At 58.6% G+C, this 14,714-nt stretch carries 17 protein-coding genes; 5 read left to right on the top strand and 12 right to left on the bottom strand.

The window, feature by feature from the left end:
* Positions 1 to 64: 64 nt before the first annotated feature.
* Positions 65 to 394, bottom strand: a complete 330-nt coding sequence (locus RHM68_RS06355) for a YXWGXW repeat-containing protein (RefSeq protein WP_322221062.1) — start codon at positions 392 to 394, stop codon at positions 65 to 67.
* A gap of 441 nt (positions 395 to 835) precedes the next feature.
* On the opposite strand from RHM68_RS06355, the gene RHM68_RS06350 reads away from it, so the two are divergent.
* A complete protein-coding gene (locus RHM68_RS06350) occupies positions 836 to 1,339 on the top strand; it encodes an inclusion body family protein (protein WP_322221061.1) in 504 nt (167 codons plus the stop codon).
* A gap of 506 nt (positions 1,340 to 1,845) precedes the next feature.
* Positions 1,846 to 2,256: a low affinity iron permease family protein gene (locus RHM68_RS06345; RefSeq protein WP_322221060.1), complete on the top strand. Its 411-nt coding sequence runs from the start codon at positions 1,846 to 1,848 to the stop codon at positions 2,254 to 2,256.
* 48 nt (positions 2,257 to 2,304) lie between these two features.
* Here RHM68_RS06345 and RHM68_RS06340 read toward each other — a convergent pair whose 3' ends face one another.
* From RHM68_RS06340 to RHM68_RS06325, 4 genes are all read right to left on the bottom strand, one after another.
* Complete coding sequence (locus tag RHM68_RS06340; protein ID WP_322221059.1) at positions 2,305 to 2,808, bottom strand: DUF4142 domain-containing protein; 504 nt, start codon at positions 2,806 to 2,808, stop codon at positions 2,305 to 2,307.
* Positions 2,809 to 2,882: 74 nt separating this feature from the next.
* Positions 2,883 to 3,041: a general stress protein gene (locus RHM68_RS06335; protein WP_322221058.1), complete on the bottom strand. Its 159-nt coding sequence runs from the start codon at positions 3,039 to 3,041 to the stop codon at positions 2,883 to 2,885.
* A 139-nt stretch (positions 3,042 to 3,180) separates the two neighbouring features.
* Positions 3,181 to 3,591, bottom strand: a complete 411-nt coding sequence (gene fos, locus RHM68_RS06330; RefSeq protein WP_322221057.1) for a fosfomycin resistance glutathione transferase — start codon at positions 3,589 to 3,591, stop codon at positions 3,181 to 3,183.
* 126 nt (positions 3,592 to 3,717) lie between these two features.
* On the bottom strand, positions 3,718 to 4,629 hold the full coding sequence (locus tag RHM68_RS06325; protein ID WP_322221056.1) for a LysR substrate-binding domain-containing protein: 912 nt from the start codon (positions 4,627 to 4,629) through the stop codon (positions 3,718 to 3,720).
* 77 nt (positions 4,630 to 4,706) lie between these two features.
* Here RHM68_RS06325 and RHM68_RS06320 point away from each other — a divergent pair, with 77 nt between their 5' ends.
* On the top strand, positions 4,707 to 5,195 hold the full coding sequence (locus tag RHM68_RS06320) for a DMT family transporter (protein ID WP_322221055.1): 489 nt from the start codon (positions 4,707 to 4,709) through the stop codon (positions 5,193 to 5,195).
* A gap of 30 nt (positions 5,196 to 5,225) precedes the next feature.
* Here RHM68_RS06320 and RHM68_RS06315 read toward each other — a convergent pair whose 3' ends face one another.
* The 4 genes from RHM68_RS06315 to RHM68_RS06300 form a co-directional block, all read right to left on the bottom strand.
* Positions 5,226 to 6,557, bottom strand: a complete 1,332-nt coding sequence (locus tag RHM68_RS06315) for an MFS transporter (RefSeq protein ID WP_322221054.1) — start codon at positions 6,555 to 6,557, stop codon at positions 5,226 to 5,228.
* Between the two features lie 153 nt (positions 6,558 to 6,710).
* The gene (locus RHM68_RS06310) at positions 6,711 to 7,640 is read right to left on the bottom strand and encodes a hydroxymethylglutaryl-CoA lyase (protein WP_322221053.1); all 930 of its coding nucleotides are present in this window, start codon (positions 7,638 to 7,640) and stop codon (positions 6,711 to 6,713) included.
* On the bottom strand, positions 7,637 to 8,830 hold the full coding sequence (locus RHM68_RS06305) for a CaiB/BaiF CoA-transferase family protein (protein WP_322221052.1): 1,194 nt from the start codon (positions 8,828 to 8,830) through the stop codon (positions 7,637 to 7,639). The genes RHM68_RS06310 and RHM68_RS06305 overlap by 4 nt, the downstream gene beginning before the upstream one ends.
* 104 nt (positions 8,831 to 8,934) lie before the next feature.
* Positions 8,935 to 9,843: a LysR family transcriptional regulator gene (locus RHM68_RS06300; RefSeq protein ID WP_322221051.1), complete on the bottom strand. Its 909-nt coding sequence runs from the start codon at positions 9,841 to 9,843 to the stop codon at positions 8,935 to 8,937.
* Positions 9,844 to 10,082: 239 nt separating this feature from the next.
* Here RHM68_RS06300 and RHM68_RS06295 point away from each other — a divergent pair, with 239 nt between their 5' ends.
* The gene (locus tag RHM68_RS06295) at positions 10,083 to 11,366 is read left to right on the top strand and encodes an aminotransferase class I/II-fold pyridoxal phosphate-dependent enzyme (protein WP_322221050.1); all 1,284 of its coding nucleotides are present in this window, start codon (positions 10,083 to 10,085) and stop codon (positions 11,364 to 11,366) included.
* 48 nt (positions 11,367 to 11,414) lie between these two features.
* Here the strand turns inward: RHM68_RS06295 and yiaY are convergent, their stop codons facing one another.
* On the bottom strand, positions 11,415 to 12,563 hold the full coding sequence (yiaY, locus tag RHM68_RS06290) for an L-threonine dehydrogenase (RefSeq protein WP_322221049.1): 1,149 nt from the start codon (positions 12,561 to 12,563) through the stop codon (positions 11,415 to 11,417).
* Between the two features lie 157 nt (positions 12,564 to 12,720).
* Between yiaY and RHM68_RS06285 the strand changes: the two genes are divergently transcribed.
* Positions 12,721 to 13,740 (top strand): DUF4917 family protein, encoded by a 1,020-nt coding sequence (locus tag RHM68_RS06285; protein ID WP_322221048.1) that lies wholly within the window; start codon positions 12,721 to 12,723, stop codon positions 13,738 to 13,740.
* 19 nt (positions 13,741 to 13,759) lie between these two features.
* Here the strand turns inward: RHM68_RS06285 and RHM68_RS06280 are convergent, their stop codons facing one another.
* Both RHM68_RS06280 and RHM68_RS06275 read right to left on the bottom strand, forming a co-directional pair.
* Positions 13,760 to 14,062, bottom strand: coding sequence for a ribbon-helix-helix domain-containing protein (locus RHM68_RS06280; protein ID WP_322221047.1), 303 nt, complete (start codon positions 14,060 to 14,062; stop codon positions 13,760 to 13,762).
* Positions 14,063 to 14,076: 14 nt separating this feature from the next.
* Positions 14,077 to 14,658 carry a DJ-1/PfpI family protein gene (locus RHM68_RS06275; RefSeq protein WP_322221046.1) on the bottom strand — a complete coding sequence of 194 codons (582 nt, stop codon included), beginning with the start codon at positions 14,656 to 14,658 and terminating at the stop codon, positions 14,077 to 14,079.
* Positions 14,659 to 14,714: the final 56 nt, after the last annotated feature.

Here is a 14,714-nt window from a genome sequence, read left to right as displayed (position 1 = left end):
CAGCGGTTGGCTACGATACCGCGACCGGTGTGCTGCGCCCTATCCCGACTTTTGGCGAACGAGGTTAGTTGGCCCAGCCTCCCTGCTGCCAATGCCAGCCATCGTTACGTTGCTCCCAATGCGGATGCACGTACCGATAACCTTGGCGCTCCGGCACCCAGTGACCGTGAACTGCGGCATATCGACCGCCGTCCCAACGCCAGTAGCCCCGAGACCAAACGTAACCTGGCCGACCGGCAGGCTCGACTTCGATTATTCGCTCCGGTGGTGGCTGCGGCGCAATAACTTCGACGTATTCACGCTGCACCGGACGGCGATCATGAACAACACGCTCTTGCACACAACCGGAAGCCGCAACCACCAGCGCCAGCAACGCCATATAGCGTAACAACATGATGCAGCCTCCTCGGGCTTGAACGCCCAAACAAGTCAATCTAAAAAAATGCCCCCTGTAACAACCAAGCTCCTGCCTGGCTATTTGATCTTTTAGCAGGTCATATCTGTCTGTTGCCTGAACCCGATCTCAGTTGATACCCGCACGGCACTGACGCGTCGAACACACACATTTATCGCCCGATCAGCACAACTCATCCACGCTTCGACCGTCCGTCTCACGGACAGACGCGCATTTTTGACAGTCAAAATTTCGCATCTATAGTCCAATCGCGGCCCGTCGGAAGGAACCCGACCTCAGTTTTCACACAGGGATCAGCCCCGCCAGTGTCCGTTATCAACGGGTTCCTGCCAGTCGTGTGTCAGCAACGGCCGCAAGGCAAACAAGCGTTGTCGTGCCTTGGTAGTCGCTTGGCACTCACGATCAACAAGGAGCTCCACTATGTCCCAAGTCACGGATGTGCTTGTTTCTATCGACACCGAAACCATTCTGAAAAACTACCCCGACATCAGTAAAAATCCCGCAGCGCCGACACTCATCGACTTCAAGCACGTGTACATGGTGACCCATAACAACCATGTGATCAGCGGCCAGGCCGGGGATGAACTGGACCTCAAGGCCGACGTCGGCGACTTGATTCGCTGGCGTGAAACCAGCGTGTCCCAAAGCTTCGAAACCGCAGTGATTTTCTACAAATTCGTCGGTCACCAGGGGAATCACCTGATCTCCCCACCCTCGCCGCGCAGGGCCACAGCCTGCATTGCAGTGCCCAACGTCAGCAACCCGTCCGAGCCCAGTTGCCAGAAAATCGACAACCATTACTGGTGTTCGGAAACCCTGTCGAGTGGCCAAGTGACCTACCAATTCCACTTCCTGATCGTTGATCGCGACTGCAAGATCGCAGGCTGCTGCTCATGGAGCCCGCTCATCTCGATCCATAACTGACGATAAGACGGCCCGTGGGGGACCAGACGCCGCCCGTGTTTGCCAGGGTTTTGGCGGCAACAGGATGTCGCGCAGCAGCCGAAGCGGCTACCGTCTTGCGCCCCCATCATGAAAGGCATCAAGGATGACGTGCGAACCGATTAAACCCCCTTGCGCCAGCGTCGCGACAGCCAACCCTGTGCTGCTGGTGGTCAACGCCGAACCGCCACTTTAGCGCTATCCGACACCGAGCCTGGACGCGAGCAACCCGACGGACATCGAACCGTGGATGATCTTTTTCGTGAGCGGAAAGCAAACCGACAAAAGCCTTACAAATGACAGCCGACCCGCCAGCAACGGCTCAGCTTTTGCTATCCGCACCCGCACAGTGAGCCTGATCGCCGACCACGCCATCACACACCAGGCGCCTACTTAACACGGTCAGACACTCTTCTAATTTGTAAAAAGAAATTTCAAGCAGTCGTCGCGGTCTGAAAATCAGACGCATCCCTATAAGGAACACGGCAATGAAATTCTCGAACATCTCTCAAGCGCTTTCCCTGTGGGCCGGCAGCCCGAAGACATTTATGGTCGCGGTAGCGCTCATCATCGTTTGGGCAATGACCGGGCCAGCGTTTCACTACAACGATACCTGGCAACTGATCATTAACACGTCAACGACGATCATCACGTTCCTGATGGTGTTCCTGATTCAGAACACGCAAAACCGTGACAACGAAATTTTGCACCTGAAGATTGATGAACTACTGCGGGCCACTGCCGACGCCCAGAACGCGATGTTGGGGCTGGATGGCAAAAGCCTCAAAGAACTGCAAGCGCTCAAAAAGCAGTACCGGGCAATGGGCGAAAACCATACAGTTTCACTGGAAGAGGCGCCTGAGTCAGGTCAACAAAAGCAGGATTTGAATCAGTGCTGAACAGCCGTTCGCGAGTGGCGCCGGCCACTCGCGACGCGCGAGCAAACCCTACAAAGAGGCTTGCAGCGCCTTGGCCATTTGCAGATGGTTTTGCAATTTTGGCAGCGTTTCTTGCGCGAACGCTTTGATTTCCGGCACGTCAGTGGCCTGCGCTTCTTGTTGAAGCTGATCGATGGCTTCCTGATTGGTTTTCACTTGGCTGGCAGCGTAGGCCTGATCAAAGGTCACACCGTCCTTCACGTGCGGCATCAAGGCTTTGGCCTTATCGACAACTTCCTCCCTCGGCGCTACCGGCAGATGCAATTGCTTGGCGATTTTCGCCAAGTGCTGATTCGCCGTGGTGCGGTCATTAATCACCACAATGGTGTAGTCCTTGATTTCCTTGGACTCGGTTTTCTGGTGCGCAAGACGACTGGCTTCGATGTCGGCCACGCCTTTGGCCGACGCATCGTTAATGAAGTCAGCAGGTGACTGGGCAAACGCACTGCTGGCACACAAACCCAACACCGCGACAAAACTGGCATTACACAATCGGGTGGCCATCCGGTTCATGGTCGCGCCCTCCTCAAAAAAAAATTCAAGCGGGAGCCTGTGCCTCCGCCTCTCAATCAAAACCAACTTCACCCTCACCGAGATGCCTGGCCACCTTTGCGGCCGATCTCGGATTTCGCAGGGTCTTTTTCTACCGTAGCGGTGGTCGTTTTCCCACCTTTGCGACCGGCTTCAGACGCCTTCATTCGATCGTTAGCGAAATTTCCCGGATTCGATTTTTTTGCAGTCGGCATGAGGCTCTTCCTCCTGGTGGTGATCGCGACGAGCGATAGCCCGCACCAGTTTTGAAGTCAGATGGCGCAAAAGGTTTAGTAAGCCTCGACGTGCCACGACGAACGGTGGCTAATGCTTGATGCCAAAAAATGCCTCGGGTTAATCCGCATCGAAGAACTTCATCCCCGCATACGGTCGTTGTCGGCAGGCCTCCAGGCGCGAGATCCGATCACCGACATGGGCTTCGAGTTTGTGACCGTCCGGGTCGAGAAAATAAAACGAAGCGCCTTCGCTGCGATTATCACGCCATGCTCGAACATTGGCCGCTTGCAGGCGCTCGACGAACCCCGGCAAATCTGCAGCGCTGATACTGAACGCGTAATGCGTATAGTCAGGCCTGGAGGTGCGTTGCGTGTCGAGGGAAAGGCATAGCCACAAGCCCGGCAACGAGAGATAGGCACCCGAGTCCCAAGTAGCGTCAAGGCTCAGTTGCAATAGATCCTTATAGAACGCCACGCTGCGGTTCATGTCAGTGACGGCGAGGGTCAGGTGGTTGAAGCCGGTGAGCATGAATGAGTTAACCTCCGAGTATTTCTGATCTGTGTAGCCGTTCAATCTCCGGTAATGACAGACAAACGGTCCCGCCTGATCCGCACTCTGGCGCGGTAGGTTGTATGACACACCACGCCCTTACGCTCAAACGTCGATTAAACCCCGCTCAATCTGCCCATTCAACCAGTTCAACGCTTGATCCCCACCCCGCCGTTTGTGCCACACCAGCACAAACGTAAATGATGGAATAGGAAACGGCGGTGGGACGACGACCAATGACTGTTCATGCAAGTTGCGCAGCCCCCGCGAGGCGACTGTCAGGATCAGATCGGTGCCACTGATGAGCTGCGGCGCGACGCTCCAGTGGGGCAAACTGATCGCCACCCGACGACGCTCGCGCAGGGTCGTCAGGGCTCGTTCGATTTCCGGGGTACCGCTGCCGCGCATTTCCAACAGAACATGGGGGCGAGCCAGGTAGGTCGGTAAGTCGAGCACGCCATCAGCGGGCAGGCTGTTGCGGTCCAAAAGGCAGGCGTAGCGCTCCTCGAATAAGGGCGTGCTGCGCAGTTCGTTCGGCAACTCCGGAAAGACCCCGAGCGCCACATCGATGTCGCCATTGAGCACACCGTCGAGCATGCCTTCGCGGCTGGCGTGGCTGATTTGCAGATCAATTCCCGGTGCTTCCCGACGCAGGGTGCGGCTCAGCCCCGGCAGGACGATGGCGGCGCCGTAGTCAGACATCGCGAGGCGAAACCTGCGCTGGGTCGTGGCCGGGTCAAAGGTGTTGGGCGTCAGCAACGACTGCACCTGAGCCAACGCTTCGGCGAGGGGCGCGATCAACTCCAGGGCTCGAGGTGTGGCCACCAGGCTGGCACCCGTCCGCACCAGCAAAGGGTCACCAAGCAGATCGCGCAACCGTGCCAAGGCATGACTAACGGCCGGCTGACTCAGGTGCAAGCGCTCCGCGGCACGGGTCACGTGCTGCTCGTTGAGCAACGCATCGAGGATCACTAACAGATTAAGGTCGATGCGCCGAAGATCATTCATCTGATGCATGTTCCGGATATTTATTTGGAATTTAAATTTGCCCGCCGAATAGCCTAGAGTCCAGAAAAACCTGTTGGAGAATCATCATGAGTACGTTGCATTGGGCGGGTCTGTTACTGCTGGCCGTCATCGCCGGTGCGGTGGTGCCCTTTCAGAGCGCGATCAACGCCAATCTGGGGCGCGGTCTGGGTCACCCGTTGTGGGCGACCCTCGCGTCGTTGCTGGTCAGTATCGTGGTGCTGCTGCCCGTGATTTTGGCACTGCGCTTACCGTTGCCGTCACTGGCGTTTATCAGCAAAGCGCCTGCGTGGATGTGGACCGGCGGGGCGTTCGGTGTGTGCTTTATTTCCTTGGCGTTGATGCTGCTGCCGAAACTGGGCGCATCGGGATTTATTGCCTTGGCGCTGGCTGGGCAGATTGTGGCGTCGCTGGTGCTCGACCACTTCGGGCTGTTTGGGTTGTTGGAGAGGCAGATGACATTGCCGCGCGTGTTTGGGGCGATGTTGTTGATAGCCGGTGTTGCACTGATTCAGTTCAGTGCAACGCCGGCGAAGAACCTGCTGCCCGCAGGTTGAGGCGTCAAACGGGGAGCTAGCGAGCGACCGTCAATACTTGTCCAGCGTGCGCAACTTCTGCGGCAACCCCCACAGCAACAACGCGACAGCAATCAACGCCGCGACACCAATGACATACAGCGCCGGAGTGGTGCTGCCGGTGAGGTCCTTGATTCGTCCGACCATGACCGGGCTGACGATCCCGCCGAACTGGCCAAGGGTATTAATGACCGCAATCCCGCCCGCCGCGCCAGCCCCCGCACCTGCCAGTAATTTGGGTGGCAGGGTCCAGAAGCTGGGAATCGCGGCAATGATCCCGGCACCGAGCAAACCCAGGGCGACAATCAGAAAGGTCGTGTGGTCGGCGAAGATCCCGGCGCAGAAGAACCCCACCGCGCCGACCGCGACCAAACCGGCGACAAACTTGCGCCGCTCGCCGGTCGAGTCGGATAGACGCCCGATCACCACCATGCTGATAGCGCCGCAAATGTAAGGGACAGCGGTGAGCAAGCCGATCATCACCGGGCTCTCAGTGCCAGCGCTGCGGATTAGTTGTGGCGCCCAGAAATTCAAGCCGTAGGACGCCACCTGAATCAGGAAGTAAATCAGCCCCAAGGTCAGAAACCCTGGAATCTTCAACGCCGCGAGCAGGGAGCCACCACTCTTGTGCGGCTCATGGTGCGCGATGCGACTGGCCAGCAGAGTCTTCTCTTCGGCTGTCAGCCAATGCGCGTCTTCAATACGGTCCTTGAGCAGCTTGAGCACCAAAAAACCGAGGCCAATACACGGCAAGCCGCCCAGCAGAAACAACCAGTGCCAGCCGCGCATTTGCAGCACACCATCGAGGTGTTGCAGCACCAGACCGGAGAATGGAGCGCCCACCAGACCGGCAAACGCCGATGCGAGAAACAGCATCGACGTAATGCGCCCCCGGTAATGCTGCGGGAACCACAGCGTCAGGTAATACAGCACGCCCGGCGCGAAGCCCGCCTCCATCGCGCCAATCAGAAAGCGCAGCGCGTAGAACTGCCACTCGCTGGTGACGAACACCATCAGCGCGGTGGCGACGCCCCACGACATCATGATCCGGGCGATCCAGCGTCGGGCGCCCACCTTGTACAGCATCATGTTGCTGGGCACTTCGAAGATCACATAACCAACCACAAACAGCCCGGCGCCGAGCCCGTAGGCGGTGTCGCTGAGGCTCAGGTCGGTTTGCAACTGGAACTTGGCGAAGCTGATGTTGATGCGATCGAAAAACGCGAACAGGTAGCAGACCATGATCAACGGCATCAGTCGCCAGGCGACTTTACTGACCAGGGCTTTTTCGGCGTCGAGACTAACGGCCGGGCTCGCGCCGGCCTCCATTGCGTGTTGGCTCATTGCATTTCTCCAGTGGACTTCCCCATGGGTGTCCGATTGTTTTTTTTGTCTGGTTGAAGTGTTCAGTTAAAAATTCGTCGGGCACTTGCCCGGACTATCGACGCATCCGTTGGCATTGATGCTGGATGCTTGCCAAAACAGACCCTGCTTCAGCTATCGGACGGGCATCGGGTGCAGGTCAACATTGCGCCCGGCCTTGGCCAGTTGGCCGGGTACTTCGTGCCCAAGCAGCGCCGGTAGTCCTCGGGACAGCCTGAGCAACAGTGGTAAGTCGATGCCCGTGTGAATACCCATTTCGTCGCACAGGTTCACCAAGTCCTCGGTGCAGATATTGCCCGAGGCGCCCGGTGCAAATGGGCAGCCGCCGAGCCCGCCGAGTGCCGCGTCGAAACGGCGGGCTCCGGCCTCGTAAGCGGCCAGCACGTTGCATAAACCGAGGCCGCGCGTGTTGTGAAAATGCAGGGTCAAGTCCGCCGGTGAAACCCGCTGCAACACGCGGCGCACCAGGCGATCAACTTGTCGCGGATTGGCCATGCCGGTGGTGTCCGCCAGGGTGATGCCCTGAAGACCCAGTTCCTGATACGTCTCGACAATCTGTAGCACCCGGTCTTCGTCGATCTTGCCTTCGAACGGACAACCGAAGGTGGTGGCGATGCTGCCATTCAGGCGCACCGGCGTACTGCGGACAAACGCAACGATTTCGCCAAACGCTAACAATGATGTCTCGCAGCGCATGCGCAGGTTAGCCAGGTTATGGGTCTGGCTGGCGGACATCACCAGGTTCAGCTCGTCAGCGCCTGACTCAAGTGCGCGTTGCGCGCCTTTGAGATTAGGGATCAATGCGACGTAAATGACACCTGGCTGGCGGGTGATGCCCTTGAACACCTGTTCGCCATCACGCAACGCCGGGATTGCCTTGGGCGACACAAATGAGCCGGCCTCAATGCGGCTGAAACCGGCCAATGACAACTGATCGATCAGTGCAATTTTGTCGACGGTATCGACCCAGGTCGGCTCGATCTGCAAGCCGTCGCGAGGCGAGACTTCCTGAACGATCAGGGTCTGCGAAAAGTCAGTGATCATTGCACCACTCCTGCTGCTTTCAAGCGTTCGATGTCCAGGCCCGTCAAGCCCAGCCCGGCCAGGATGCCATCGGTGTGCTGACCGAGTTGAGGTCCGGACCAGTTCACGCCGCCGGGGGTTTGCGAGAGTTTGGGCACGATGCCCGGCATCTTCACCGTGGCACCGCCAGGCAGTTGCGCGTCGAGCAGCATGCCGCGCGCCTGATAGTGCGGATCGGCGACGATATCGGCGACCGAATAGATGCGCCCGGCCGGGACTTCAGCGGCCTCCAGCGCCAACAGGACCTCGTCGATGGGCAGGCTGCTGGTCCAATGGGTAATGGCCGCGTCGAGCACATTGCTCTTGGCGGCACGCCCGTCGTTATGGGCAAATTCCGGCGCAGCGGCCAGGTCGTTGCGACCGATCACATTCATCAGACGCTGGTAGATGGGGTCACTGTTGCCGGCGATCACCACGTAAGCACCGTCGGCCGTCAAATACGTATTGGAAGGTGCAATGCCTGGCAGGGCGCCTCCGCTGCGCTCGCGTATATGGCCTTGCAGGTCGTATTCCGGCACCAGGCTTTCCATGACGTTGAACACACTTTCGGCCAGCGAGACGTCTACCACCTGGCCTAGGCCCTGCCCGGTCTTGACCCGCAGTAATGACATCAACGCACCGATCACCGCGTGCAGCGAAGCCAGCGAGTCGCCGAGACTGACGCCGACCCGGGCCGGTGGCGAATCAGGATTGCCGGTGGTGTAGCGGATGCCCCCCATGGCCTCGCCAATGGCACCGAAACCGGGGCGATCGCGGTACGGGCCAGTCTGGCCGTACCCGGAAATCCGCACCAACGTCAGGTTGGGGTTCAGCGCATGCAGCACGTCCCAGCCCAAACCCAGTTTTTCCAGAGCGCCGGGGCGCAGATTTTCGATCAGCACATCAGCGCTGGTCGCCAGTTGCTTGACCAGTTCAATGCCTTCGGCGGATTTGAGATTAAGCGCCAGGGATTTTTTGTTTCGCGATTGCAGGTACCACCACAACGACGTGCCTTCATGCAACTTGCGCCATTTGCGCAGCGGGTCGCCCTGGCCCATGGCTTCGATCTTGATCACCTCGGCACCGAACTCGGCGAGTATGCGGGCGGCGAACGGTGCAGCGATCAGCGTACCGATCTCGATCACCTTGATTGCGCTCAGGGGGGCCGTCATCGCGGGATACCTCTTATTCTTGGAATATGTGGCCAAGGCTAGAGGACACAGCGCTCAGGAATCCAACCCTCAGTTAGCAACGGGCGTTCGTGAAGCACGAACGCTCAGCTCTCTTCGCGCAACTCCTCAAACAACATCCGGCTCACCGGCGACAACCCTGCTTCATCGCGCACGACGAGCATCAAGGCTCGATCCGACCAGTCATCCGTCAATGGCACCGCGTGCAACCCCAACGCCCGGCCAAACAACTCATAAGCCCTGTGCGGCAGAATACCGATGCCCATGTTGGCCTGGACCATCCGGCACATTGCATCGAACCCCGGCACATGGATCCGCAGACGCAGCACCTTACCGGCCTTGCGAGCCGCAGCATGGGTGCGCATATTGATCGAACTGGCGGCGTGCAACCCCACGTAATCGCTGCCCAGCGTATCGGCAAAAGCCAGCGCTGAACGGCTCGCCAACGGATGATCGGTCGGCATCAATACCACCAGTTTGTCCTGGCGATACAGCACGCTGTGCAGCCCTTTGAAATCACAGTCGCTGGAACAGATCCCAAAGTCCGCCACACCGTCGAGTACGCCCTGAATCACCCCGCAACTGGGCCGCTCTTCGAGGTCGGTCTTGACCTGAGGATGACGTTCGGAAAAGCCACGCAAGTCTTCAGGCAGAAACTGGATGATTGCTGACAGGTTCGCGAGCATCCGCACGTAACCGCGAATGCCATGGCTGTGCTCGCCCAGTTCAAGTCCCATTTTTTCGACGTTGAACAACATCTGCCGGGCATGGTGCAGCAGGGTTTCACCGGCCGGCGTGAGGCTCATCCCTTTGGCTTGACGCACAAACAGGCTGATCCCGAACGCTTCCTCCAGTTCCATCAGGCGCTTGCTGGCCGCCGATACCGCAATCGATTCCCGGGCTGCCGCACGGGTCAGGGTGCCCTCTTCGTGGACGGCGACGAACAGTTGGAGGGTCAGCAGATCGAGGCGGCGAATCAGGCTTTTTTGCAGCATGGAAGGACTCGACAGTTAGGCGGCGGCTGAATCGGCAGGTTAACCCGGTTTCAATGTGCCGCCGCCATCCAATTGCCCGCCCGCCCAAGGTCATCGTCCTACAGCAAATTATCCGGTAACTCTCAGCACTACCAGAAACAGCTGATTCAAAGCTCGGCAGGAGTCTCTATAAAGTCCAGCAACACACACAAATTGCAACAAATCCACGGATCGCTTCACTCAAGGACTGTTACCTGCACATGAACCTGCCCCCACACGCGACACATACTTTCAGCCACTACCGCCACCTCATCTCGTTGGCCGATCACGATTGGGAAACTGCCGAAGCCGGAAAGATTTCGGGACTCAACGTTGACATCAAAAGCCCTAACCGCATGCTCGATCAACACGGACGCGAGTTTCATCATTTCAGTACAACGTCTTATCTGGGGCTGGAACACCATCCCCATATACTCGACGGCGCTATCGCCAGTCTGCTGGAAACCGGCACCCTGGGCGTCGCCAACGCGAAGAACCAGTGCAAGTTGGCACTGCTTGAGCGGTACGAAACAGAGCTGTCGCAATTGTTCGGAACCCACTGCCTGAGCACCTTGTCGTGCAGCGCCGCCAGCACTGCGATTCTGCCGTTGCTGGCCAGCGGCGTCTTCACGCAAAACCGTCCTCCGGTGATGGTTTTCGACCGTCTGGCGCATGACTCCATGAGCCACCTCAAAGCAGCGTGCGCGGACGAAACCTCGGTACTGACAGCGCCGCATAACGACATGGATTTCCTGGAGAAACTTTGTCAGCGGTACACCACGCTGGTCTATGTCACCGACAGCGCCTATAGCATGGGCGGGGTGGCCGACCTGGACAGTCTGTTGTACCTGAAGAACCGTTATGGGCTTTTTCTATACCTCGACGAATCCCACGCACTTTCCACAGTAGGTGCCTTTGGCGCAGGTCTGGTGCGTCCCAGGATGGACGCGCTGGAAGAGGATTGTCTGATCGTCGCCTCGCTGGCCAAATCGTTTGGCGCCAGCGGCGGCTTGGTGATGTTGGGCAGCGAACGGCAGCGAAAACTCTTGGCCCGTTATGGAGGCCCCAGCTACGGTTCGCAAAACCTCAACAGCGCGGCCATCGGCGCAGGTAGAGCATCGATTCAGTTGCACCGCACCTCGGAATTTGCCGCATTGCAGCAAAAGCTTCAGCTCAATATCCGACTCTTTGACAGTTTGATCAGCACCGACCAGCAAAAGAGCAATCTGCCGATTCGACTGGTCAACTGTGGTGAAGCAGCACTGGCCAACCGCATTGCAATCGAATTGGCCAACCAGGGGTTTTTCACCTCAGCAGTCTTTTTTCCAGCCGTAGCCCACGGCAACGCGGCGCTCAGGATCACCCTGCGCGCCGACATGGAGCCACCCCTGATCCGCCACTTTTGTGCGCTCGTGACCGAGCTGTTACGCCCACATGGCCGTGACGTTACGGCGCCCGGCCCAGAAGACTCAAGTGAGCCCCGGCCACCATTGCATCACTTATAGCGGTGCGTTTTCTCATGCAACTGAGCACACGCCCAGCTGTAACGCTACTTAGAACGCGCTGCGGAAAATCTCCTCGATCTGGCGCTGATCAGCTGCCCGCGGGTTAGTCAGGCCACAGGCATCTTTCAGCGCGTTGGTCGCGAGGATCGGGATGTCGTTGAGACTGGCGCCGAGTTCACGCAAACCGGCAGGAATGTCCACGTCTGCCGCCAGGCAACGGATCGTCGTGATGGCCAACTGAGCGCCTTCTTCCGGGCTGAGACCGACCACATCAGCGCCCATGGCGTGGGCCACATCAGTCAGGCGAGCGGCACACACCAAGGCATTGAAGCTTTGCACATGGGGCAGCAACACGGCATTGCACACGCCGTGAGGCAGGTCGTAGAAACCGCCCAACTGGTGGGCCATGGCATGCACGTAGCCAAGGGAAGCATTGTTGAACGCCATGCCGGCAAGGAACTGCGCGTAGGCCATGTTCTCGCGGGCAACGACGTCGCTGCCCTCACGCACAGCCAAGCGCAGGTTGTTACTGATCAGCGTCATCGCCTTGAGCGCGCAGGCATCGGTGATCGGGTTGGCGGCAGTCGACACATAGGCTTCGATAGCGTGAGTCAGTGCATCCATCCCGGTGGCAGCAGTCAGTCCCTTGGGCATGGCCACCATCAACGCCGGATCGTTGACCGACAGTAATGGCGTCACGTTGCGGTCGACGATGGCCATTTTCACGTGGCGCGATTCGTCGGTAATGATGCAAAAGCGGGTCATCTCGCTCGCGGTGCCGGCCGTGGTGTTAATGGCGATCAGCGGCAGTTGCGGCGTCTCGGATTGATCGACGCCTTCATAGTCGCGGATCTGCCCACCGTTGGTCGCGCACAGGGCAATGCCCTTGGCACAGTCGTGGGGCGAACCGCCGCCCAAGGACACCACGAAATCACACTGGGTTTCCTTGAGCAGGCCCAGGCCCTTTTCGACGTTGCTGATGTTGGGGTTAGGTTTGACGCCGTCGAAAATTACCGAATCGATGTCCTGCATCGCCAGCTTATCGGCAATCATCGCGGCGACGCCGGCCTTGGCCAAGCCGGCGTCGGTGACGATCAGCGCCTTGCGAAAACCGTACTTGCGAATGGCTTCCATGGCTTCATCCAGGCAACCAGTGCCCATGATGTTCACGGCGGGAATAAAAAACGTACTGCTCATGAGCGAATCTCCTGGCGATGGGCCAAATCGACAGCGCCGATCCAGCGGATGCCCACAGGATCGACCGATCAGTCACAACGTATCTTGATCTGGCTCAACTGCGGGTCGTGATAAAGTCGCCGCCCATCAGACCTTTTGCTTTGAGACGACGAACGCAATGACCGATTTCCAGGATGTCGACGCCCAACTTGAAGACTGGAACGCCTTGCGCAGCAGCGCGTCTTTCAGCGGCCTACTGGTGGGCAATGGCGCCAGCCGTGTGGTATGGGACGACTTTGGCTACGATTCGCTGTTCGAAAACGCGCGCACCGTCGAAGAAAAGCCCCTGAGCCAGTCCGAGCTGAGCGTCTTCGACGCCCTGCAAACCCGTAGTTTCGAGCAAGTGCTCAGCGCGCTGAAAACCACCAGCCGCGTGAACAAAGCCCTGGCCGTCAGCTCCGCAGCTCCGCGCAATCGCTATTACGCGATCAAGGAAGCGCTGATCAACACCGTGCATGCGGTGCATATTCCGTGGCGCCTGGTAGTGCCTTCGACATTGGCCACGATCAGTCAAGAGCTGGGCCGCTACCGGACCGTGTTCACCACCAACTACGACTTGCTGAATTACTGGGCGATTCAGCACAGCGCTGACACCATCACAGACCTGTTCCATGGCAACGAGCCCCGCTTCGAACTGAGCGCCAGTGGGACCGACAAGACCCGTTTGTTGTACCTGCACGGAGGCCTACACCTGGTGCGCAATCAGGACGGCACAGCGCGTAAATTGATGTCCACAGAAGGCACGCTGCTGGGCAGTTTCGCCATCAACAACACAATCAAAACGCTGGATGACGTGCCCTTGTTTGTCAACGAAGGGCCGGCGCAGGACAAGCTCAAGACTATTCGCAGCTCCGATTACCTGTCTTTTTGCTACGACCAGTTACTCGGGCACGGCGATGATTTGTGCCTGTTCGGGCATGCACTGGGCGAGCAGGACAGCCACATCATTGATGCCTTGCGCCAGGCGAAACCGAAGGTTGTGGCGATCTCGGTCAACCCGCGTAGCAAGGCGTTCATTGAGCATCAGAAGCGGCATTACGCGAAGGTGTTTGAGGGCACGGGGGTCGCGTTGCGGTTTTTTGACGCCAAGACCCACGCGCTGGGTAGCCCAAAATTATCGGTGCCGGTCGAAGCCTAAGCCTGCGATAGGGGCGACGCTATTTCACCGCCCTTACCACTGACAGCTCTGGCACCGGTACCCGGCGCTGGCTTAAATAACGGGTACAACTCACCCGCAGAAACGAAGCAAAATTGACCGCTTCACCGCGATAGTCCATCACCTCTTGATACAGCTTGGCGATCAACTGGTTGGTGGTCATACCGTCCACCTCAGCAATTTCGCTGAGGATGTCCCAGAACTGGTTCTCCAGCCGCAGCGTGGTCACTACCCCGCAGATGCGCAGCGAACGAGAGCGCGACTCGTAGAGGATAGGATCGGCTTTGACGTAGAGCTCGCACATGCAGGTGTCCCCCGTTACAGCGTGATGGTGGTGCCCAGCAACCCTAGAAAACCGGCGAGCCAGCGTGGGTGTGCCGGCCAGGCCGGAGCAGTCGCCAGATTGCCTTGAACGTGACCTTCGGTCACCGGGATATCGATGAACGTACCGCCGGCCAAACGGACCTCCGGCGCACAGGCCGGGTAGGCGCTGCACTCACGACCGTCGAGAATCCCCGCGGCCGCGAGTAATTGCGCGCCATGACAGACGGCAGCAATCGGCTTGCCGGCCTGGTCGAAGGCGCGCACCAGTTCCAGGACTTTTTCGTTCAGGCGCAGGTACTCCGGCGCACGACCGCCTGGCACCAGCAGCGCGTCATAGTCAGCAGCCTCGACCTGGGCGAAATCGAAATTCAGGGCAAACAGATGGCCGGGTTTTTCGCTGTAGGTCTGGTCGCCTTCGAAGTCGTGGATCGCGGTACGCACGGTCTGGCCGGCGGATTTGTCCGGGCAAACGGCATGAACCGTGTGACCGACCATCAACAGCGCCTGGAACGGCACCATCACTTCATAGTCTTCGACGTAATCGCCGACCAGCATCAGAATTTTTTTCGCGGCCATGGGCAGGACTCCTCAGGGAAATACATTGGCTTACGGAGTCCTCAAGGTAGTCCTTA

Source organism: Pseudomonas sp. DC1.2 (assembly GCF_034351645.1).
Classification (GTDB): domain Bacteria; phylum Pseudomonadota; class Gammaproteobacteria; order Pseudomonadales; family Pseudomonadaceae; genus Aquipseudomonas.
Note: the sequence above shows the minus strand (reverse complement) of the source record. Positions and strands in the feature narration are given on the sequence as shown.